This window comes from Chitinophaga sp. W2I13, assembly GCF_050434005.1.
In the GTDB taxonomy this organism is placed as follows: Bacteria; Bacteroidota; Bacteroidia; order Chitinophagales; family Chitinophagaceae; genus Chitinophaga.
Genome location: NZ_JBNPWD010000001.1, coordinates 3,233,465 through 3,256,899 on the forward strand (window position 1 = coordinate 3,233,465; position 23,435 = coordinate 3,256,899).

At 47.3% G+C, this 23,435-nt stretch carries 13 protein-coding genes; 8 read left to right on the forward strand and 5 right to left on the reverse strand.

What is annotated here, in order from left to right:
* Positions 1–7: 7 nt before the first annotated feature.
* The 3 genes from QFZ48_RS13365 to QFZ48_RS13375 all read right to left on the reverse strand — a co-directional run bounded on the left by QFZ48_RS13365 (position 8) and on the right by QFZ48_RS13375 (position 4,845).
* A complete protein-coding gene (locus QFZ48_RS13365) occupies positions 8–1,666 on the reverse strand; it encodes a pseudouridine synthase (protein ID WP_429042242.1) in 1,659 nt (552 codons plus the stop codon).
* 57 nt (positions 1,667–1,723) lie between these two features.
* Positions 1,724–2,767 carry a 23S rRNA (adenine(2503)-C(2))-methyltransferase RlmN gene (rlmN, locus tag QFZ48_RS13370; protein ID WP_370908440.1) on the reverse strand — a complete coding sequence of 348 codons (1,044 nt, stop codon included), beginning with the start codon at positions 2,765–2,767 and terminating at the stop codon, positions 1,724–1,726.
* 149 nt (positions 2,768–2,916) lie between these two features.
* Positions 2,917–4,845, reverse strand: coding sequence for a hypothetical protein (locus QFZ48_RS13375; RefSeq protein WP_429042239.1), 1,929 nt, complete (start codon positions 4,843–4,845; stop codon positions 2,917–2,919).
* A 201-nt stretch (positions 4,846–5,046) separates the two neighbouring features.
* Here QFZ48_RS13375 and QFZ48_RS13380 point away from each other — a divergent pair, with 201 nt between their 5' ends.
* Positions 5,047–6,246, forward strand: coding sequence for a thiolase family protein (locus QFZ48_RS13380; protein ID WP_429062598.1), 1,200 nt, complete (start codon positions 5,047–5,049; stop codon positions 6,244–6,246).
* A gap of 292 nt (positions 6,247–6,538) precedes the next feature.
* On the opposite strand, the gene QFZ48_RS13385 is transcribed toward QFZ48_RS13380, so the two are convergent.
* Positions 6,539–7,120: an RNA polymerase sigma factor gene (locus QFZ48_RS13385; protein WP_235015960.1), complete on the reverse strand. Its 582-nt coding sequence runs from the start codon at positions 7,118–7,120 to the stop codon at positions 6,539–6,541.
* 286 nt (positions 7,121–7,406) lie between these two features.
* Here QFZ48_RS13385 and uvrA point away from each other — a divergent pair, with 286 nt between their 5' ends.
* Positions 7,407–10,226 carry an excinuclease ABC subunit UvrA gene (uvrA, locus tag QFZ48_RS13390; protein ID WP_429042231.1) on the forward strand — a complete coding sequence of 940 codons (2,820 nt, stop codon included), beginning with the start codon at positions 7,407–7,409 and terminating at the stop codon, positions 10,224–10,226.
* A gap of 71 nt (positions 10,227–10,297) precedes the next feature.
* Here uvrA and QFZ48_RS13395 read toward each other — a convergent pair whose 3' ends face one another.
* Positions 10,298–10,738, reverse strand: coding sequence for a DUF4293 domain-containing protein (locus tag QFZ48_RS13395; protein ID WP_079471035.1), 441 nt, complete (start codon positions 10,736–10,738; stop codon positions 10,298–10,300).
* Between the two features lie 145 nt (positions 10,739–10,883).
* On the opposite strand from QFZ48_RS13395, the gene QFZ48_RS13400 reads away from it, so the two are divergent.
* The 6 genes from QFZ48_RS13400 (at position 10,884) to QFZ48_RS13425 (ending at position 23,364) form a co-directional block, all read left to right on the forward strand.
* The gene (locus QFZ48_RS13400; RefSeq protein ID WP_429062599.1) at positions 10,884–13,196 is read left to right on the forward strand and encodes an NADP-dependent malic enzyme; all 2,313 of its coding nucleotides are present in this window, start codon (positions 10,884–10,886) and stop codon (positions 13,194–13,196) included.
* A gap of 219 nt (positions 13,197–13,415) precedes the next feature.
* The gene (locus tag QFZ48_RS13405; protein WP_370908434.1) at positions 13,416–14,447 is read left to right on the forward strand and encodes a hypothetical protein; all 1,032 of its coding nucleotides are present in this window, start codon (positions 13,416–13,418) and stop codon (positions 14,445–14,447) included.
* Between the two features lie 62 nt (positions 14,448–14,509).
* A complete protein-coding gene (locus QFZ48_RS13410; RefSeq protein WP_370908433.1) occupies positions 14,510–15,253 on the forward strand; it encodes an MlaE family ABC transporter permease in 744 nt (247 codons plus the stop codon).
* Between the two features lie 2 nt (positions 15,254–15,255).
* The gene (locus tag QFZ48_RS13415) at positions 15,256–16,071 is read left to right on the forward strand and encodes an ABC transporter ATP-binding protein (protein ID WP_429062601.1); all 816 of its coding nucleotides are present in this window, start codon (positions 15,256–15,258) and stop codon (positions 16,069–16,071) included.
* 226 nt (positions 16,072–16,297) lie between these two features.
* Complete coding sequence (gene sucD, locus QFZ48_RS13420) at positions 16,298–17,185, forward strand: succinate--CoA ligase subunit alpha (RefSeq protein ID WP_370908431.1); 888 nt, start codon at positions 16,298–16,300, stop codon at positions 17,183–17,185.
* Between the two features lie 146 nt (positions 17,186–17,331).
* Positions 17,332–23,364: an alpha-2-macroglobulin family protein gene (locus QFZ48_RS13425; protein WP_429062602.1), complete on the forward strand. Its 6,033-nt coding sequence runs from the start codon at positions 17,332–17,334 to the stop codon at positions 23,362–23,364.
* Positions 23,365–23,435 lie beyond the last annotated feature (71 nt).

The following is a 23,435-nucleotide window of genomic DNA, read 5'->3' on the forward strand; positions in this document are numbered from 1 at the left end:
TCGGCAGTTATTTTTTAAAGTGTTTCAGCAGGATTACTTCTTTCTCATTGAGGAAGCGCCACTGGCCACGGTTCAGTGTTTTTTTGGTTAGACCGGCATACATTACACGGTCCAGCTTTTCCACTGTATACTCCAGGTGTTCAAAGATACGGCGGACAATACGGTTTTTACCACTGTGAATTTCGATGCCTACTTGCTTTTTATCTTTCGGATCTACATAACCCAGTGCATCTACCAGTGCTACGCCATCTTCCAGGGTTACGCCTGCAATGATTTGCTCGAAGTCGGTTTTAGTCAATGGTTTATCCAGTTCTACCTGGTAAATCTTTTTGATATTGTGTTTAGGATGCGCCAGGCGTTGCGCCAGTTCACCATCATTGGTGAGCAGCAATAAACCGGAAGTATTGCGGTCGAGGCGTCCTACGGGATATACCCTTTCATTTTCTGTAGCGTCCTGGATCAGGTCCATTACAGTTTTGCGGCCTTCCGGATCATCGGTGGTGGTAATGTAGCCTTTGGGTTTATTCAGGAGAATGTACACCAGGTTTTTAGTCGGGGTAATTTTTTTATCCTGCATAGTTACCACATCGCTGCTGGTTACTTTGGTAGCGGGTTCTGTAACCACTTTGCCATTCACCGTTACCTTGCCTTCTTTGATCAGGTCTACTGCTTTTCTGCGGGAGCAAAGACCACAATGGGCCACAAATTTGTTCAGCGGCATTTCACCGGGGCCAAATATGCTTTCTTTGCCTTCGTTCGTATGTTCGTGGTCGTTAGCGCCTCTTACTTTTGTGCCTTTTTTTTTATCTTGTTTATCGGCGAAGCGTTCGTTGGTTTTATCAAAGAATTTCTTGCGGTTGAAGCCACTGGGAGTTTCTTTTCCACCTTTTTTCTTTTCTCCGTGGAAATGAAAAGCGCTGCTGTCGTCAGTTTTCTTAGCTGCTCCTGCACCGTAAGTACGTTTGCGGGGAGCTCTTTCACTGCCTTCTTCTTTATCGAAGCTGCGTACGCGTTCCGGGCGTTCTCCGTCTCTTCTGAAAGCGCTGAAAGCGCGATCGCCATCTGGTTTATCTTTCCGGTCTTTAAAGTCGTTGTCGTTGCTGCGTTTGTGGAAAGGCTTTTCGTCTTTGTCGAAACGTTTGCGTGCGCCTGGTTTCTCATCGCGGCCAAAGGAACGTTTGTCGTCGCTTTTACCGAAAGAACGCTTGTCGTCACTTTTTCCAAACGAACGTTTATCGTCGCTTTTACCAAAGGAACGTTTATCATCACTTCTGCCGAAGGAGCGTTTTTCTTCGCCTTTTTCGCCGAAGCTGCGTTTGAACGGAGGTTTCTCTTCGCTGCTGCCGGTGCTGCGTTTGCCGCGTTGAGGTTTATCATTTCCAAAGCTATCGGTAGCCGGGCCTTTTTTACGGGCAGGTCTGCCGTTGCTGTCGAACGTACGTTTGCGGAAAGCAGGTTTTTCGTCACCAGCGCTTTCGCCACCAAAGCGGGGCTTGCGGGATGAGGAACTGTCGTCAGCGCTGCGGTTATCTTTTGCAGATGCTCTTCCTGGCCTTTCGCCATCAGCGGAGGAGCGATTGCGGTTGCCTGCTGGTTTGTCGCTTTTACCAAATTTGTTATCCCTTGATGGACCAAACCCTTTTTTAGCAGGTTGTTTTTTCTTCATAAATTATTATTGATTGATGATCATGCGTACATGACCAGTAGATATATTATTATAGAATCAGCCTTTATTGGCGAGTTGTCCGCATGCAGCATCAATATCTTTACCACGGCTGCGACGCAACCTTGCATTCACCCGGTTTTTGGCAAGATATTCCATGAACTCTTCTGCTTTTTTGGCGTCCGGTTTCTGGAACCGGGCCATATCAATCGGGTTGTATTCGATGATGTTTACCAGATCAGCAGGGACCTGCCTGTATATTTTAATCAGCTCATCAGCATCTTCTTTTGAGTCGTTAAAATCTTTGAAGAGGATATATTCGAAAGAAATTTCGTTCTCAGTAGCCTTGTAGAAGTAATTCAGCGCGTCTATCAGTTCCTTCAGGTTGTTGGAATCGTTGATAGGCATAATTTCGCTGCGTTTCTTATCGTTGGCGGCGTGTAAAGACAATGCCAGGTTAAAACGTACTTTATCGTCGCCCAGCTGGCGGATCATTTTAGCCACGCCGGCGGTTGAAACAGTAATACGTTTTGGCGACATGCCCAGGCCGTCGGGGGAAGTAATGCGTTCGATGGCCTGTAATACGTTCTTGTAGTTGAGCAGGGGTTCGCCCATGCCCATGAATACAATGTTGCTCAGCTTTTTGCCGGATGATTCCAGGGCCTGTTTATTAAGCAGCGCCACTTCATCATAAATTTCATCGTAGTCGAGGTTACGTTTGCGCTCCATATAACCGGTAGCACAAAACTTACAGCTCAGGCTGCAGCCTACCTGTGAGGACACACAAGCGGTTTGGCGGCTGTCTGTCGGAATCAGCACGCCTTCTACCAGGTGATTATCATGTAGGCGGAAACGGCTCTTTATGGTACCATCATTGCTTTGCTGTACGGCGTCTACCTTTACAGCAGGAAGGGAAAAATGCTCCGTTAATTTTTGTCGTAATTCTTTGGAGAGGTTGGTCATCGCTTCAAAACTATCGGCATGCCGCAGCCAAAGCCACTCGTATACCTGTTTTGCACGGAAAGGCTTTTCGCCTATTGACCCGAAATATTCCTGTAAAGCCGGTAAACTTAAATGCCGGATATTTTTATTGTCAGACTTCATTATCATTAATTGAGCAGTTGGCTGCCTTACGGCAGTCGGAAAGTAACTGCAAAGATACGTAATATTGGCGTACTGACAGAATGTCCCTTAAAACTGAATGCCACAGCCGTTTCCAGCTGTGGCATCCGCTTATATATGATGTATTCGGCTTATTTCATCCAGATAGCGGCAAAATGGGAGGAATTGTCATATCCCTGTACCCTGAACAGGCGGTATCCCTGTGCAGAGAGGTCGGTGAATTTAGCCTGGTAGTCGGATGGGGTCATATTCATGTAAGAATAGTACGCCTTGCTTTTCGGCCACCAGAGCCCACCTACGTTATTCTGGCTCCCGTTTTCCTCGATGTTTACGTTTACGGTCATCAGACCTGCTTTATTTAATTCCTCGAACTTCTTGGTGAAGTCGGTGGTATTCATGCCATAATACATGTAAAATCCTCCGGGGTTGCTGCTGCCAAATACCCCTGCATGGTAGCGTTTACCGCCTGCGTAGTATACTACGTGTTCGGTTACGCGCATTTTCTGCTGTTCTACGTATGTTTTCCATTTAGCGGCATATACTTCGTCTGTAGCATTGTGTACGGCGGCGAAGTTTTCATTGCCTCTTTTCTGCCAGATGGCGGTAAACAGCGGATTACCAGCATTATCGTTGGTAACGGAGATCTGGCGGGGAATATATCCTTTTCCGTAATACTCGTCGAAGTATTGCTGGTACTGGGTGCTGTTCATGTTAATGCGGCAATACCAGGCGCCGGGAAGTCCCTGCTGGAAAGAGCCGGATGCCAGGTACTGGTTACCGGATTTATGTACGCTCAGGGTTTGCAGCGCCATGCCCATGCCGGTATAATAGCCCCAGTATTGGGTAATATACTGCACTGGTACATTATGAAAAGAAGGATAGAAAGGTGCAAAGAAGCGGTTGAATCCGCCGTTGGCGCCTATTTCATAGCAGGAGCTGTTGCTGCTTTCTGAGGTAGCATACACGCCATAAGGGTCTACTTCCATCCAGTCGGCGCCGGTACCCGGGCTTTTCACCCACAGCATAAAATGAAGGTGGTTGTTGCCGGTATTGGGATTGGTAGGGGTACCATCCTGGTTAAGTCCCCAGCCGGCGCCACCAAAGCCTGTATTGCCCGCCCAGGCAATTTGCTGGCCGGCGTATACATTATCTCCTGCTTTTACCTTCAGCTTTTGGGCGTTGGTACCCCATAGTAACTGCGACGGGTTGGGCAGGTTGGCAAATTTTTTATACTTGGTATCGCGGGCATCTTTATCATTGGGGTCATTCACTTTAATAACTTTCGCATTGGCCACATCATGATCAAAGCCGCCACGGAGATGGAAGTAACCGGTGCGGTAAGATGTTCCGTCTGCCGCTTTGTGTTCAATGATCACCACGTTGCCGAAGAAGGGATCCCACATGGCGGTCACCACTTTTCCGGAGGCGGAAGCATATACGCCAAAAGTAGGATCGATGCCGGCGCCGTAGGCGTCGCTGGTTTTAAGGAAGTCTACAGAGCCGTGACCGCTGCCGTTATCATATTTCCATGCGCCGGCCGGGTATACTTTGCTGTTGGTATACGGCAGGAAGAACGGAACTTTTGGCGACAGGCTGCTGGCAAAAGTGCGGGCATCGGTTTCGTTGCTGAACACTGCTGCAGGAGAGGCATACATCAGGTTTTTATTGGCTACTTCGTCTTTGATGGAATAGCTGCAGCAGCCGATGGTTACTGTTGGAGGCGTGCAATACAGAGGTGCATTCACTTTCTTAACAGTAATCACTTTTTCCGGCAGCAACTGGAGGTTGTCGATATTGATTTGTTGTGCCGTGTTATTGGTAACCAGGTTCCACTTAGGGGCGGCGCGTAGGTTTCTCACGTTTACGGCGCCACGGGGAGTTGCTACCTGCCGGGAAGGTTCCGTGCCTTCCATGATTTTGGCAGTGGGTTTAATCGGTCTGTACAAAAGTTCGGAGAGGTTTGTCTCATTTTCGCCCGCGGGTTGTTGGGCTTTCACAATTACAGGTGTAGTGCTGAGCATACAGGCTGCCAGCCACACCACGCTACTAAGGTGTTTCATTTTTGGGGTTATTTTTTGATAGAATTAATGACAGCGGCAAAACTAGGCCCGGCAGGGTGATGAGTCAAGCGACAATTACTGGAAGGCGGGAATAGGGTTATATCTGGCGGTTTTTGTGAATTTCTGTACAAAAGGGGGATGATGTTTTATTGGTTGAGTTGGCGGGATGTGTTTTATTTGCATATAAACCAAAACAACCACATGCAAGTTGCATACATTGTAGATGCGGTGCGTACGCCGATAGGCCGTTACGGGGGCGCATTGAGTACTGTCCGCCCGGATGACCTGCTGGCTCATCTGTTGAAGGCGCTGATGGAAAGAAATCCTTCTCTCGATCCTGCTGTAATAGAAGATGTAATTGCCGGCGCTGCCAACCAAGCCGGGGAAGATAACCGGAATGTGGCGCGTATGGCTGCGTTGCTGGCTGGTTTGCCGGTAACGGTTGCCGGCAATACGGTGAATCGTTTATGCGCTTCCGGTATGCAGGCCATCATGGATGCCGCCCGTGCAGTGATGTGTGGTGAAGGAGATGTATACCTGGCCGGCGGCGTGGAAAGCATGACGCGCGCGCCTTTTGTAATGAGTAAATCGGATGGTGCTTTCAGCCGCAAAACAGAGATGTATGACTCCACCATCGGCTGGCGTTTTACCAATAAAAAACTGGCTGATATGTACTATCCTTTTTCTATGGGAGAAACTGCGGAAAATGTGGCGAACCAATGGAATATTGGCCGGGAGGAGCAGGATCTTTTTGCCTTACGGAGTCAAACCCTTTACAGGCAAGCCCTGGATGCCGGCAAATGGCAGGATGAAATTATCGCAGTGCCCATCACGCCTAATAAAGAAGAGCAGGTTATTTTTTCAAAAGATGAACATCCCCGCGATACTACGCTGGAAAAGCTTTCAGGATTACGCCCTGCATTTGCAAAAGGCGGCTCGGTTACCGCCGGTAATTCTTCCGGCATCAATGATGGAGCCGCAGCAGTATTAATTGTATCTGAGAAAGCGTTGAAGCAATTTAATCTTCAGCCGCTGGCCCAAATAAAAAGTATGGCGGTAGCCGGCGTGGATCCTTCCATTATGGGGATAGGCCCGGTGCCGGCCTCCAGAAAGGCTTTGCAGCGTGCCGGTATCACAGCTGCCCAGCTGCACCTGGCAGAACTGAACGAAGCCTTTGCTGCCCAGTCGCTCGCCTGCATGCGTGACCTGGCATTGAATCCCGACATCGTAAATGTAAATGGCGGCGCCATTGCCATTGGCCACCCGCTGGGATGCAGTGGTGCACGTATCACAGCCACCCTGCTGCATGAAATGAAACGGAGAAGCGGCGCCAAATATGGTTTGGCCACCATGTGCGTGGGAGTAGGACAGGGCGCGGCAATGGTGTTCGAACGCGTTTAACGCGGATGTTGTCTTTCTCGCTGATTACGCTGATTATACTGATTAGTTTGATTTTTACTTTTGGATTTTTTTCTGATTTTCTTAAAAATTGATATGATTAAGGGAGATAAAAGCGAATATATCCGCTTCTATCTCCCTTAATCCTTTATAAAATCCAAAAGTAAAAATCAAACTAATCAGTATAATCAGCGTAATCAGCGAGAAAGACAAAATCCGCACCCCCCTAAAATAGCGAGCGGTCGGACATTACATCCGGCCGCTCGTTGCTGGCAAGCAAAAAAAAAAGGGTTCCTCATAGACAGATTTGCTTCTCCGTCATCATTTTCCGGAGATTGATCAGACCATAACGCATCCGACCCAGTGCGGTATTGATACTCACTTGCGTGAGATCAGCAATTTCTTTAAAACTTAATTCTGCATAGTGTCGCAGGATAATCACTTCCCGCTGCTCTTCCGGCAGCATGTCCAGCATTCTGCGAACGCGGTCGTGACTCTGACGGGTAATCAGCTTCTCCTCTGCACAGCTGTCGCTGAAGCCCAGTACATCAAAGATGTCTTTGTCATCTCCGGTCCTGATCATTGGCGTACGCTTGATCTTCCGGAAATGATCCACACACAGGTTATGCGCAATACGCATTGCCCAGGGTAAAAACTTTCCCTTTTCAGTATAACGTTCAGCTCTGATGGTGTCAATAATCTTAATGAAAGTGTCCTGGAAAATATCTTCCGCAAGGAATGAATCTTTAACCAGTAACAGGATAGAGGTGAACACCTTATCTTTATGACGGTGAACCAACTCTTCTAATGCGGAAGAATGCCCCTTTTTAAAGAGGGTAATCAACTGCTCATCGCACAATTTGTACATTACTTGCATAAACTTCTACAACTAGGCGGGTTAGTAAATAAATTACAGACTTTACAGCCAGTTTGGTTGTTTTAATTAAGTAGAGTTTAGGCGATACGAACAGTTTTTAGTTAATGATGATTTTTGGAATATCCAGCGAGATAGATCTGGTCCTATGCAAATATAGAAGATTAGTTCAATAAAACAAATAATAAAAATAGCTTTCCGGGCTTAGGTATTAGCTTTTAGCGTATTGCAGACGCGTGTAAAAAGCAAGCGACCGAGCTAACATCTTTTCCCTTAAATTTGTTCTGTCATGGCAACAAAAGTAAAGAAACAAACAAGCATAATTGATCCTCAGGAAGTTAGCCCACAGGACCAGATTTTCATAAAAGGAGCCAGGGTACATAATCTTAAGAATGTAAGCGTCTCCATTCCCCGCAGTAAACTGGTAGTTGTTACCGGTGTGTCCGGTTCCGGGAAATCCTCCCTCACCATGGATACCCTGTACGCGGAAGGACAGCGCAGGTATGCCGAAAGCTTAAGTTCTTATGCCCGCCAGTTCCTGATGCGGATGAACAAACCGGATGTAGATTACATTAAGGGAATTTGTCCCGCGATCGCAATTGAGCAGAAAGTAATTACACGCACGCCCCGCTCCACTGTAGGGTCGATGACGGAAATATATGACTATCTGCGGCTGTTGTATGGAAGAGTGGGTAAAACCTATTCCCCCATCTCCGGAAAACTGGTAAAAAAACATGAAGTAAGTGATGTGGTAGATTATATCACTAAACTGAAAAATGGCACAAAAGTGTTACTGCTCGCTCCCTTCCGCAGGCATGCCAAAAGAGAGGTGAAAGAAGAACTGAACATACTGGTGCAGAAAGGCTTCTCCCGTTTATATATGCCCGGTAGTGAAGGCACCGGGTTGGTACGCATAGAGGAACTGCTGGAACAGAAAAAAATCACTGTTCCCGCCGACGCCTGGGTGCTCATAGATCGTTTGGTAGCAAAGGATTTTGAGGAAGATGATAAACATCGTATAGCCGATAGCGTGCAAACCGCTTTTTATGAAAGTGAAGGCGATTGCTACGTGGAAATTGATGGTAAAGAGATGCAGCATTTCGCGAACCGCTTTGAACTGGATGGTATTCAGTTTGAAGAACCGGTTCCCAACCTCTTCTCTTTCAACAATCCGTACGGTGCATGTCCTACCTGTGAAGGATTCGGACAGGTGCTGGGCATTGATGCCGACCTCGTGATCCCCGATAAACGGTTAAGCGTATTTGAAGGCGCTGTAGCCCCGTGGCGCGGAGAAAAGATGGGAGAATACAAAGAAGCGCTGATCAAAACTGCGCGGAAATTTGGTTTCCCGGTGCATAAGCCCATCGCAGAGCTCACCGATGAACAGGTGAAATTACTCTGGACTGGTAACGAACACTTTTATGGACTCAACGAGTTCTTTAAAATGGTGGAACAGAACCTATATAAGGTACAATACCGCGTGTTACAGGCCCGCTACCGCGGACGCACCGTGTGCCCGGATTGCGGTGGCGGACGGTTACGCAAAGAAGCGCTTTATATAAAAGTAGGCGACCGCAGTATCGCCGAACTGGTAGATATGCCGGTATCCAACCTGAAAGAATGGTTTGATAACCTGCAACTCAATGAGTTTGAACAACAGATCGGGAAACGTATCCTGCTTGAAATTAACCACCGGATTAAAACCCTACTGGATGTAGGTTTGGGATACCTTACCCTGAACCGGGTGGCCAATACCCTCAGTGGTGGCGAAAGTCAGCGCATTCAGCTTACCCGCACACTGGGAAGTAACCTCACCAATTCCATGTATATTCTTGATGAGCCGAGCATAGGATTGCATGCAAGGGATACACACCGCTTGATTGCCGTATTGAAAGAATTGCGCGATCTCGGTAATACGGTAGTGGTAGTGGAACATGATGAGCAGATGATGGAGGAAGCCGATTATATCATCGATATGGGGCCACTGGCCAGTCATTTGGGTGGTGAAGTTATTTTTGAAGGTACTTATCCGCAGATCTTAAAAGATAGTAAAAGCCTCACCGGTAAATACCTCAGCGGTCAGTTTACCATTGATCCGCCGGCGAAAGTACGCAAATGGAAAAAAGCGATTACCATTGAAGGCGCCCGTCAGCATAACCTGAAAGACATCACAGTTGATTTTCCGTTACAGGTACTAACAGTGATCAGTGGCGTGAGCGGATCGGGTAAAACCACGCTGGTTAAGCAGATCCTGTATCCTGCGCTGATGAAGCTGAAAGGCGAATTTGCAGAAAGGGTAGGCAATCACAAAGCGCTCAAAGGGGCACTGGATGATGTTACACAGGTGGAAATGATTGATCAGAATCCAATTGGTAAATCGTCGCGTTCCAACCCGGTAACTTACATCAAAGCGTATGATGAGATCAGGGATTTGTACGCCAAACAGCCGCTGAGCAAGATGCGCGGCTTCCAGCCAAAACATTTCTCCTTTAACGTAGATGGCGGCCGCTGCGACGCATGCAAAGGCGAAGGGGAAGTGATTGTGGAAATGCAGTTCCTGGCAGATGTACATCTTACCTGTGAAAGCTGCGGTGGTAAACGCTTTAAAGACGAAGTACTTGAAGTGACCTATAAAGGGAAGAATATTTACGAAGTACTGGATATGGGCGTAGACGAGGCACTCGACTTTTTCAAGGATGAAAAAGATGTGTGCAACAAAATACGCCCGTTGAGCAGTGTGGGATTAGGATACGTAAAACTCGGACAAAGCAGTGATACCCTGAGCGGCGGCGAGGCACAGCGTGTAAAGCTGGCTTCCTTCCTGGGTAAGGGAAAGGCACAGGGGCATATCATGTTTATTTTCGATGAGCCTACTACCGGTCTGCATTTTCATGATATTAAAAAATTACTGGACTCCTTTAATGCCCTCATCGAACAGGGACATACGGTACTGGTGATTGAACATAACCTTGATGTGATCAGGAGTGCCGACTGGGTAATAGATCTTGGGCCTGAAGGTGGTGCTGGTGGCGGTAACCTGCTGTATGCCGGCGTGCCGGAAGGACTGAAGAAAGTAAAAGAAAGTTATACCGGGAAGTTCCTGAAATAATGATGTACATAAAAAAGCCATTGTCTTTACGTGTGTAAAGGCAATGGCTTTTTTGTGGGAATAATGTTGTGTTATCTGAGCCTGTCCAGTGACTTGATCAGTTTCTCATCTTTATAAATTCCCCTGGCGGCGAGGAATAAAAGTATGATGACAACAATCGGTAAGAAGGAGGCAGGCAAATAAGATGCAGAGGTAATAGTAATGCCGCCGGTATTCAGTTTATTAGCCGTTTGCTGCACTACATAATATTGATAGGCCAGTGCTCCAAAACCAAAAAGAATATTAAATATTGTCAGCCGGAACTGCAGTTTACGTTTCTTAAAAAGAAAAATGGTAACGAGGGCCAGCAGGATAATAATAATATACAGTACAAACAGGAGATAGTTGCTGGAGGCGTTTACAGATTGTTTTACACCATTGGAAAGGGTAGCTCTCCACAAATCGAAAGACAGAGCAGCAGCGCCTGCGGCGGCAGCCAATAGCAGATAGAGACTCTGGATGCGTTGTATCATGATATTTACGAATGTTTAACGCTGTAAAAGTAAGTAATTTTAATGGTTAGCATGCTTAATTATGAGAGGATATCCCACTATTTGGGTGGCTGCCCTTAATTCAATACTTCGTATATTGCACGCCCAATAACAATCTTATATTTATATGGCAAAGAAACTGAATAAGCAGGATGCGTTGGATTATCATGCAAAGGGCAGGCCGGGCAAAATAGAAGTCATACCTACGAAAGACACAAAATCACAGTGGGATCTCTCCCTCGCATACTCTCCCGGAGTGGCAGAGCCATGCAAAGAAATTTTCAATGATGTAGAAAACGTTTACAAATATACCGCTAAAGGCAACCTGGTGGGCGTTATCAGCAATGGTACCGCTGTATTGGGTTTAGGAGATATTGGCCCTGAAGCCGGTAAACCGGTGATGGAAGGGAAAGCAGTATTGTTTAAGATATTCGCTGACATTGACGTATTTGATATAGAGCTGAATGCAAAAGATCCGGATACCTTTGTGGCCGCTGTAAAGGCACTGGAGCCAACTTTCGGGGGTATTAACCTGGAAGATATTAAAAGCCCGGAGTGTTTTGAAATCGAAGACAGGCTCAGGAAAGAGCTGAAAATTCCGATCATGCACGATGATCAGCACGGTACGGCCATCATTTCCTCTGCCGCCCTGCTGAATGCACTGGAACTGGTTAAAAAGAAAATAGAGAAAGTAAAAATAGTGGTGAATGGCGCAGGAGCCGCTGCCATGGCTTGTGTAAAGCTGTATGTGGCACTGGGCGCCAAACCGGAAAACTTTATCATGTTTGATAAAGACGGTGTATTGAACAAAGACCGCCAGGATCTTTCCGACAGGCATAAACAATTCACTACCAACACGAAAGTTAAATCGCTGGCAGAAGCCATGAAAGGCGCGGACGTGTTCCTGGGATTGTCTGTAGGAAATGTGGTAACACCCGAAATGATCAGGAGCATGGCTAAAAACCCGATCGTATTTGCCATGGCAAATCCGGATCCGGAAATTGCCTACGAAGCAGCGATCGCAGCCCGCCCGGATATTATCATGGCTACCGGCCGCTCCGATTATCCCAACCAGGTGAACAACGTACTGGGCTTCCCTTACATTTTCCGTGGGGCCCTCGACGTGAGAGCCACACAAATTAACGAGGCCATGAAACTGGCAGCAGTAAGGGCTTTGGCCGATATGGCAAAGTCGCCGGTGCCAGATATCGTAAACCTGGCCTATAATGAAAGAAATATTTTCTTCGGACCGAAATATATCATTCCCAAGCCACTGGATCCACGCCTGCTCAGCACAGTAGCGCCTGCCGTCGCCAAAGCGGCAATGGAAAGCGGTGTAGCGCACCAGCCCATCACCGACTGGGAAGCATACCGGAATGAACTGAATCACCGCCTGGGACTGGACAATCAGCTTTTCAGGATCATTGGTACCAAAGCCCGCCGCGACCCGAGAAAGGTTGTTTTTGCGGAAGCAGATAACCTGAAAGTGCTGAAAGCCGCACAGGTAGTGAACGACGAAGGTATCGCCTACCCGATCCTGTTGGGTAACGAAGCCCGCATCCGTGAACTGATGCTGGAAAACGCCATCGAAATTGATGATGTGGTGATCATAGATCCGAAGAGCGAACAGATGAAGGAAATGCGTCACCGCTTCGGTGACCTGTTTTTCAAGAAACGTCAGCGCAAAGGACTGAACCTCTACGAGGCGCGTAAAATTATGCGGGAACGTAACTACTTCGGCTGTATGATGGTAGAAACCGGGGAAGCAGATGCCCTCATTTCCGGCCTCACCCGTAAGTATCCTGATACCATCCGCCCGGCGCTGCAGGTAATTGGTATGGAAGACGGCGCAAAGCGTGTAGCCGGCATGTATATCATCCAAACCAAACGCGGACCGCTATTCCTCGCCGATACCACCGTAAACTTCAACCCCACGGCGGAAGAACTGGCGGATATCACCATGATGGTAGCAAAGGAAGTGAAGCATTTTAATATGACACCGCGTATTGCCATGCTGTCGTATTCCAACTTTGGCAGCAGCCAGACGCCGGAAGCGCAAACCATGAGCAAAGCCCGCGAAATAGTGAAGCAACGTGATCCTTCCCTCATTGTAGATGGAGAAATCCAGGCCGCCATGGCTTTCAATAAGGAAATTCTGAAAGATAATTATCCGTTTACGGAATTACTGGAAGAAGAAGTAAACACACTCATCTTCCCTAACCTGGCCGCCGGTAATATCGCTTACAACCTGTTGCAGGAAGTGGCCGGATTTGATGCCATCGGTCCCATCCTGTTGGGAATGAAGAAGCCGGTACATATTCTCCAGCTGGGCAGCACCGTACGGCAAATCGTAAACATGGTAAACATCGCCGTGGTAGACGCCCAGGAGAAATGCTGCAGAGACGAGAAGAACGGGAAGGATAAGAAGAAAAAGAAGTAAAATGCAGCGGGTTTTGTCTTTCCCGCTGATTACGCTGATTATACTGATTTTTACTTTTGGATTTTATAAAGGATTAAGGGAGATGGAAGCGGAGATTCGCTTTTATCTCCCTTAATTATTAAATCTAAAAATCTTAAAAAAATCAAAAAAAGTAAAATCAAACTAATCAGTTTAATCAGCGTAATCAGCGGGAAAGACAAAATCCGCTATATTTATCCCATGCAAACCATCTCCCGAAAGAAGATATTTTTTCCGATTAACTCTGCTTTCCGCAATTACCTTAAAATGTATGAGCGGGAAGTGAAGCTGCCGATATCTTACGAGGAACTGCGGTATTACGATCAGGCGATATCGGTGTACGACAAGGAAGGGAAAGATACTTTGTGGGAAACCGTTTTTTATCCACAGAGTATGGTAGGGTCCATTCATGCAGGGTTAAAACGGGTGTACTCCATTCTGAAGGCCGGTGGCGACCAAACGGCGGAAGAGCACCTGCATATTGAGCGGATCGACTACTGCACCTTTGGGAATTCCCATCCTTTCCGGATTAAGATTGTTAATAATTACAACGAGGTATACGATTATTTTTATATCAAGATCGCCGATGCCTCCCGTATTTATGGATTGGAACTGGAGCATATTTTATCCCCCTACTGGATGAACTTTCTGATCGATGGTAATACCCTCGTGGAAGAACATATTGCCGGGGTGCCTGGCGATCAGTTTATTCTTCACTACCTGAACAGGCCCGAATTTAACCCGAAGCGTATTGCCAAGGAATTTGTAAAGTTCAATGAACGGTGCTTTGTCCGGTTGCTGGGCGACATGCGTTCCTATAATTTCATTTTTGATATTACCCCGGATTTTGATGATGTACAGTTCCGTATCCGTGCCATTGATTTTGATCAGCAGTTTTACGAAGGCCGGCGTACTTTATATATGCCGCAGTACTTCAAAGAGAACCGGATATTCGTGGACCTTGCCATTAAACATCTCAATGCAGAAGTGGTAAAACAGTACCAGCAGGAAGAACGTGCGGTAATTGCCCGCCGCATTAAAGTGCAGCGGCATCGCATCAAAGACCTCAGGGATGTAATCATGACAGACCGCGTTTCTTTCCCCGAAAAGATCCAGCAACTGGGCGATGAGCTGGCAGAATATTATCATGATGCCGTATTTTCCCGTTGCAAAACGATGGGAGAGATCATTGAACGCAGTTTGAAGCGTTTGCTGGTAAGTAGTTTACGCTAAGCCCTGCATTAAATCTTAAATTAGGATATGATTGAAAAAATCCTTCCTATCTTTGATCAGTTATGGAGTTCAAATTCTTCTATCATTTCGGAAACTTCCTGCTCATGCTCAAAGGCATGTTTTCCCGCCCGGAAAACATGAAGATGTACTGGAAGCAATTTATGCAGCAATGTGTGGATATCGGCGTAGGGTCGTTTGGGATAGTATTTATTATTTCCCTGTTTATGGGAGGGGTAACTACCTTGCAAACCGCCTATCAGCTGGTAAGTCCTATCATTCCAAAAAGTACCATCGCACAGGTGGTAAGAGATACTATTATCCTGGAATTTGCGCCAACGCTTACCTGTATTGTACTGGCCGGCGTAATCGGATCAAAAATAGCTTCGGAACTGGGTAACATGCGGATATCCGAACAGATTGATGCCCTGGAAATTATGGGGATCAATACCAAAGGATACCTGATAGCGCCTAAAATTATGGCCGCCATACTGATGATACCGGTACTGGTAGCCATTGCGGGTTTCCTGGGTATCTGGGGTGGCAAGGAAGCAGGCGTGCTTTCGGGCATTATATCTTCCGAGCAGTTTATGCAGGGGCTCCGCCAGGAGTTCAAGGCATACAACGTATTTTTTGCGATGGCCAAATCCTATACTTTCGGGTTTATTATTGCCAGCGTATCAGCTTATTACGGCTATAACGTAACCGGCGGCGCACTGGAAATAGGTAAAGCCAGCACTACTGCCGTGGTGGTAAGCTGCGTGCTGATATTATTCATGGACTACGCATTAACGGCCATATTACTGTAATCATGATTGAACTGCAAGACATAAGAAAGGGTTTTGGGGACAAGGAAATACTGAAGGGCGTATCAACCATAATGGAACCCGGTAAGGTAAATCTCATCATTGGCGCCAGCGGTAGCGGTAAAACCGTGATGATGAAGTGCATCGTAGGACTGATGGGAGTGGATGATGGAAAGATACTGTACGATAAGCAGGACTTTACCGCCATGGATGAAAAAGAGAAAAAGGTAATACGCCAGGAAATAGGCATGCTGTTCCAGGGTTCCGCCCTGTTCGACAGTATGACCGTTGAACAAAATGTGATGTTTCCCCTGGAAATGTTTGGAAAAGGCACGCTGAAAGAAAAGAAGGCCAGGGTAGCAGAATGCCTCGAAAGGGTACAGCTGAAAGAAGCCGCAAAGAAATTCCCCGCTGAAATCAGCGGCGGGATGAAAAAAAGGGTAGGCATCGCCCGCGCCATTGTGCTCAACCCGAAATACCTTTTCTGCGATGAGCCCAACTCCGGTCTGGACCCGCAAACCTCCCTGCTTATTGATAAGCTCATTACAGAACTCACCCAGGAATACAATATTACTACTGTAATTAATACCCACGACATGAACACCGTAATGGAAAGCGGCGACCATATTGTATATATGTACCAGGGCCAGAAACAGTGGGAGGGTAGCAATAAAGATATCGTGTTCAGCAAGGACCAGAAATTAAACGACTTCATTTTCGCCTCCGAATTCCTGCGGGAGGCAAAAGAAATGCGGCAGCTGGAATTATTTAAAGATGGAAAGTGGCGGGATCAGCTGAAAAAGGAACAGGGAGGACAGTAATGTTTATATGTATATGATTATCAATAAAAAAGATAATATATAGTATTTAAATCTGTTGTTATTGGCACTGCCGGCCCGGGTATTCTCCTCATTTATTGCCAATTATTTTCCAAACCAATTGGTAGCTTTATCTTAAAGGCACTAAATTGCAGAATTATGGAAATCGGCTTATTTTTGCCGTCCAGAAGAATCAGACATATAATATTAAACCAATAAAACAAGCGCGATGAGTGTTTTAGTTAATAAGGATAGCAAAGTGATTGTTCAGGGATTTACCGGTACTGAAGGTACTTTCCACGCTACACAGATGATCGAATACGGTACCCAGGTAGTGGGTGGTGTTACACCCGGTAAAGGTGGCAGCACACACCTGGAACGCCCGGTGTTCAATACGGTAGCCGATGCAGTAAAGGCAACCGGAGCGAATGTTTCTATCATTTTTGTACCTCCTGCATTTGCAGCTGACGCAATCATGGAAGCTACCGAAGCAGGTATTGCTCTGGTGGTATGTATCACAGAGGGTATTCCTGTACAGGATATGATCAAGGCGAAGAATTTCCTGCAGGGTACAACTACCCGCCTCATCGGGCCAAACTGCCCTGGCGTTATCACGGCAGATGAAGCTAAAGTAGGTATCATGCCTGGCTTTATCTTCAAAAAAGGTAAAATCGGTATTGTATCCAAATCCGGTACTTTGACCTATGAAGCAGCCGACCAGGTAGTAAAAGCCGGCTTAGGCGTTTCTACTGCCATCGGTATTGGCGGCGATCCCATCATCGGTACACCTACCAAAGATGCGGTAGAACTGCTGATGAATGATCCTGAAACAGAAGGTATCATCATGATCGGTGAAATTGGCGGAAGCATGGAAGCGGAAGCTGCCCAGTGGATCAAAGCAAACGGTACTAAACCCGTAGTTGGTTTCATCGCTGGTCAAACCGCGCCTCCGGGACGCCGTATGGGGCACGCCGGTGCTATCATCGGTGGTGCTGAAGATACCGCTGCTGCGAAAATGAAGATCATGGCAGAATGTGGTGTTCACGTAGTGGAAAGTCCTGCTAACATTGGTAAAACAATGGCAGAAGTATTAAGCAAAACTGCAGCCCTGGCATAATTATCTGCCGGTAAAAATATATAAGGTGAAAAGTGAAGGGGATTTATTCCAACACTTTTCACCTTTTTTGTTCCCCTTTATGGAAACCATGCCTGCACCGGCATCCTTCAGTAAAAGAATTAACTTACTGTAAATAACGATCCCATATGCGTTTATTCATCGGAATATTCATTGTTTTAATCTTTAGCAACAATAAGATGATGGCCCAGTTCAACTACGATAACTCCTGGAAGAAAATTACAACACTGGAAGATAAGGGATTACCTAAATCAGCCCTGGAAGTAGTCAACGATATTTATGCCCACGCAGTAAAAGACAAGGCAACGGCACAGCAAATCAAAGCGCTCATCTACCAGATGAAGTACAACGCGCAGATCAACGACAGCAGCACCCTGCTCAATATGCAGAAAATCGACGGGGAAATTACTACTGCTTCCGGCGCGCAGAAAGCTATCCTGCAAAGCATCAAAGCAGAAATGCTGTACCGGTATTTTCAGAATAACCGCTACCGGTTCTACAACCGCACCGCCATTGCCGGCGATGAAGGAACAGATGTAAGCACCTGGGGAGCCGGCCGGCTGCACCAGGAAATTACCGCCGCCTACCAGGCGTCGCTGTCTGACCGGGAATTACTGGAAAAAACAAGCCTCACTTCCTTTGAACCCGTTATCGTTAAAGGAAATACCCGGCCACTGCGGCCAACCCTGTACGATCTGCTGGCTCACCGCGCCCTGGATTATTTTAAATCCGGGGAAGCTACCATTACCAACCCTGCCAACCAGTTTGAACTTACGGACCCTGCTGCCTTTGCGCCCGCCGCCACCTTTGCAGTACATCACTTCACCAGCGCCGACAGCACTTCCCTGCAATATCAAGCCCTGCTGATCCTGCAGGAACTGATCCGTTTGCATGCCGGCGATAAAGCCGCCTTACTGGATGTGGATGTGGAAAGAATGGCCTGGATAAACCTGGTGGCAGTAATGGAAAATAAAGAGGCGCTTTATCTCCAGGCGCTCGACCAGATGGCATTAGCCTACGAGGGGCAAAAAGAGGTGACCACTGTAATGGTAATGCAGGCATCTTATTATATGCAAAAGGCAGATGACACGGAAAACGGGAAAGGAGATAATATGCAGAAAGCGAAAGCTATCTGTGAAAAGGCGGTGGCGTTGGCGCCTGAATCGGGCGGTGGCGCATCCTGCGCTTATATGCTGGACCAGATTAACGAGCAATTCCTGGAACTGGCAACAGAAACGGTGAATGTACCGGAGCTGCCGTTCAGAACACTGGTGAGGTATAAGAATATTAATAAGATCTACCTGCGTGTTTTTAAAATAGATGAAACCTTCCTGAAGCTGTTACGCAAGGCGCAGAGTAACTACCGCGACCAGGGCAATACTTACTGGCAGCTGATGCTGTCGCGCCCGGTCATCAAATCCTGGGAACAGGCCCTGCCCGATCCGGAGGATTATATCACTCACAAGGCGGAAATCAAAATAGATGCGCTGCCAACCGGCCATTATATGCTGTTGTCCAGCGCTGATCCGAAGTTTGCACTGAAAAATAATCCTATGGCCATGCAAATGACCTGGGTATCCAATATCAGCTATGTGGAAAACGGTACTACCTATTATGCCTTGCATCGTACCACCGGTAAGCCACTGGCTGGTATCAACCTGCAATTGCTGCGGAATAAGAACAACAATACGGAAGAATGGACGCTGGTGGAAAACCTTACTACCGGCAACGATGGCCGCGTAAAGCCAGCTCCCATAAAGCAAAATAATAACCTGCGGTTGCATTGGAAAAATGGTCAGGATGAGCTGTATATCGACTCACATCGTTACTATTATACCAATAATGAGCGGAAAGAGGAACCCAAGGCCCAAACATTCCTGTTTGCCGATAGGAGCATTTACCGCCCCGGGCAAACCATCTACTTTAAAGGAATTGTTTTAAAGAAACGCACCAACGAAACCGGCAGTGACATACTCACGGATTACAAAACTACCTTGTCGTTGTTCGATGCCAATGGCGATAAAGCAGATTCCATTAAAGTAACCACCAATGAATTCGGCGCATATTCCGGGAAATTTATATTGCCAGAAGGACGTATGAACGGCGGTTATAGCCTGAGAGACGAGGTCGGCAACGGGTACCTCGCTTTCCAGGTAGAAGAATACAAACGCCCAAAATTCTATGTGCAGTTTGATACCATAAAAAGTACTTATCGTATAGGGGATACCGTTACTGCCAATGCAAAAGCCCTGGCCTTTGCAGGTAACAATATCGACGGCGCCAAAGTAACCTACCGCGTGGAGCGGCGGGTGCGTTATCCTTACCCATGGTTATTTTATAAGATAGCCGCCCCGTACGGTTCTTCCCGTGAAATTGCTCATGGAGAAACAACTACAGACGCCAACGGCGCTTTCCATGTACAGTTTCCAGCACTCAGCGATAAATCTGTAGACCCGGCCACCAAACCGGTATTTACCTACGTAGTACATGCCGATATAACAGATCTTAACGGCGAAACCCGCAGTGGCGACCAAACAATAAGTGTGGGCTACCAGTCGATGGAAATTGTGGTAAACGCGCCGGCTCGCCTGCAACGGGATGATTTCAAAGACGTAAGGATTTATTCCCGCAACCTGAACGGCGCATTTGAACCAGCTAACCTTACGGTGCAGATAAAACCGCTCACTCCCAACAAGCGCCTGTTGCGTCCCCGCTACTGGGAAGCGCCCGATCAGTTTGTAATGGACGAAGCCAGCTACGTGCAGGCGTTCCCGGTAGATATCTATAAATCGGAAGATGATCATAAAAACTGGCCCCGCCAGGCGGCAGTGATCCAGGAAACGGTTAAAAGTAACCCCGAAGGGAAAGCAGTGCTGGATATCAAAAAGCTGGCCCCTGGATTTTATGAACTGGAAGTAAGTGCAAAAGATAAAAACAACGAACTGGTTGTTCAGAAAACAACCTTCGAGTTGATAGACGCTCATCCGAAAACGTTACCAGCGCCGGTATATTTGTGGTCCTATCCTGCTGCTGCAGTAGTGTCGCCGGGTAAAACGGCCACCATCCTGCTGGGTTCTTCTGCAGGTAGCGTGCACCTGATTCAAACAAAGAAAACGGTAATTGCACCGGAAGTACTTTCCACATTGGAACTCTCCGGTGTAAAGCAGCTGGATTTTCCCGTTACAGAAAATGACCGGGGAAATATATCGCTGGCCTATGTGTTTGTAAAAGATAACCGGGTGTTTACCGTTGAGCCAACCGTAACAGTCGCCTGGGACAATAAAGACCTGCAGATAAAACTGGGCACCCATCGCGATAAATTATTACCGGGAGAAAAAGAAAAATGGACCGCACAGATATCCGGATATAAAAACGAAAAAGCCGCCGCTGAAATGCTTGCTTCCATGTATGATGCATCCCTGGATGAGTTTGTGCCACACAAATGGTACCAGCCAGCTATCTACCCTTATGTAAATAATATATTGAGGTTTAACGGGGGGGAGAATTTCAAAATGGATGTGTCTACAGGACTGTATGACCGTGATGGAAAAGTACATCCGGCGGAGGAAAAGAACTATGAAATGCTGAACCTGTTCGACTGGAACATGATGGATGGCGCCGGCGGAGAACGGATCATGATACGGGGGGCTGCCACTACAAAAAGAATGAAAGCATCTGCCCCGGTAGGTGGCTTCGCACCCGGTGTAGCCCTGCAGGAAATGGCGCCAGCTCCGGCAGCAGCAGTGGCCAATGACGCCATGGGTTATAAAGCCGTTGACACCCAATCGGCCAAAGAAAAAGCGCCGGCAGGCGGCGAGGAGCCAACCGCTCCTGCTATCCGTAAAAACTTCCAGGAAACTGCCTTCTTCTTCCCGGATCTCCGCACGGATAAAGACGGCAATATCACCTTTGAGTTTACTGTTCCGGAAGCCCTCACCAAATGGAACTTCCAGGGTCTGGCACATACAAAGGATCTGGCTTTCGGTTATACCAACGCCAGTATTGTTACACAGAAAGTGCTGATGATCCAGCCCAATACACCCCGGTTTGTACGCGAAGGAGATAAAATGGAATTCACCGCTAAGGTGAGCAACCTGTCGGACTCCCAGTTGATAGGCCAGGCACACCTGGAACTGCTGGATGCTACTACCATGCAACCGGTGGATGGATGGTTCCAGAACATTTTCCCGCTGCAACATTTTACGGCCAAAGCAGGACAAAGTACCGTGGTAAGCTTCCCGATCCAGATCCCGCACGGGTTCCAGAGCGCGCTCATTTACCGGGTTACTGCCCAGGCAGGGAATTTCAGCGATGGAGAAGAAAATGCATTGCCCGTGTTAACCAACCGGATGCTGGTCACAGAATCGCTTCCATTACCGGTTCGCGGTGATGGCAAACACGACTTTACCTTCGGTAAATTACTGCACAGCGATTCTTCCCAAACCATTGTACAACACGGCGTTACCGTGGAGTATACCAGCAATCCCGCCTGGTATGCGGTACAGGCGTTGCCCTACCTGATGGAATTTCCGTATGAATGCGCCGAGCAGGTATTTAACCGCTATTATGCCAACGCATTGGCTACACATATTACCAATGCCACTCCCGGTTTAAAGGACATCTTTGATAAATGGAAGATCACCGATACGGCCGCATTGCAGAGCAACTTGGCGAAGAACGAAGAGCTGAAATCAGTGTTGCTGCAACAAACGCCGTGGGTACTGGAAGCAAAAAATGAAGCGCAGCAGAAAAAGAATATCGCGCTGCTGTTCGACCTGCAACGGATGCAGAAGGAAAGAAAATCAGCACTGGATCAGCTGGCAGCGAAACAATTGCCGGATGGCGCTTTCCCATGGTTTACCGGTATGTGGAAAGACCGTTTCCTTACACAATATATTGTTGCAGGCTTAGGTCATTTGCAGCAGCTGACTTCAGAAAAAGATCCGGCAGCTACCGCAATGGCCATGAAGGCCATCGACTACCTCGATAAAGAGCTCGATGCAGATTACTATAGATTGATCAAAGCAAAGGCTAACCTGAAAGAAGAACAGATCAACCAGGTGCAGATCCACTACCTGTACGCCCGCAGCTTCTTCGACAAACCCGTACCGGCTGCCATGAAGAAGTCGTTTGACTTTTACTACGCCCAGCAGCAGAAATACTGGACGAAGCAAAGCCGGTATGCACAAGGCATGATTGCATTATCGCAGTTCAAAAAGAATGACCAGGTAACGCCGGCGGCTATATTAAAATCGCTGAAGGAAAATGCCATGAACAGTAAAGAACTGGGTATGTACTGGAAAGATGTAACCGGTGGTTACAACTGGTACCAGGCGCCTATTGAAACACAGGCATTACTGATTGAAGCCTTCCAGGTAGCAGGAAAAGACGCGGGGGCAGTGGCAGATATGAAAACCTGGTTGCTGAAAAACAAGCAAACTAATAACTGGCATACCACCAAAGCGACCGCAGACGCCTGCTACGCCATGCTGCTGCAGGGCGCTAACTGGCTGGCTGCTTCTCCCGAAGTATCCATTCAACTTGGAAATACTACGGTGAAACCCGCTGCCAAAGAAGCCGGTACCGGCTATTTTAAAGAAAGGATAGACGCCAAAGCCGTGAAACCGGATATGGGCAACATCAGCGTAACTGTTAGCGGCAGTAAAGGTCAACCTTCCTGGGGCGCCGTGTACTGGCAGTACTTTGAAGACCTGGATAAAATTACTGCTGCTGCCACGCCGCTGGTACTGGAAAAAGAACTGTTCAAAGAAGTGAACAGCGACAAAGGACCGGTACTTACTAAAATCACCGATGGCAACGAACTGAAAGTAGGAGACAAAGTAAAAGTGCGGATTGTGCTGCGCGCCGACAGGCAGATGGAATACATCCACCTGAAAGACATGCGGGCGGCTTGTTTTGAGCCTACCAATGTAATCAGTGCCAGCAAGTGGCAGGATGGATTGAGCTATTATGAAAGCACCCGGGATGCCTCCACAGATTTCTTTTTCAGTTATCTGCCCAAGGGAACTTATGTGTTTGAATATACATTGTTTGTTACCCATCAGGGTAAATTTTCCAACGGTATCAGCACCGCCCAGTGTATGTATGCGCCGGAATTTTCCGCACATAGCAGCGGCCTTAATGTAAAAGTAACCGAGTAATAACAGTAATATAGTTCAGAAGGGCTGGTGGACATCTCCATCAGCCCTTTTTTTATTGCTAATTTTGAGGC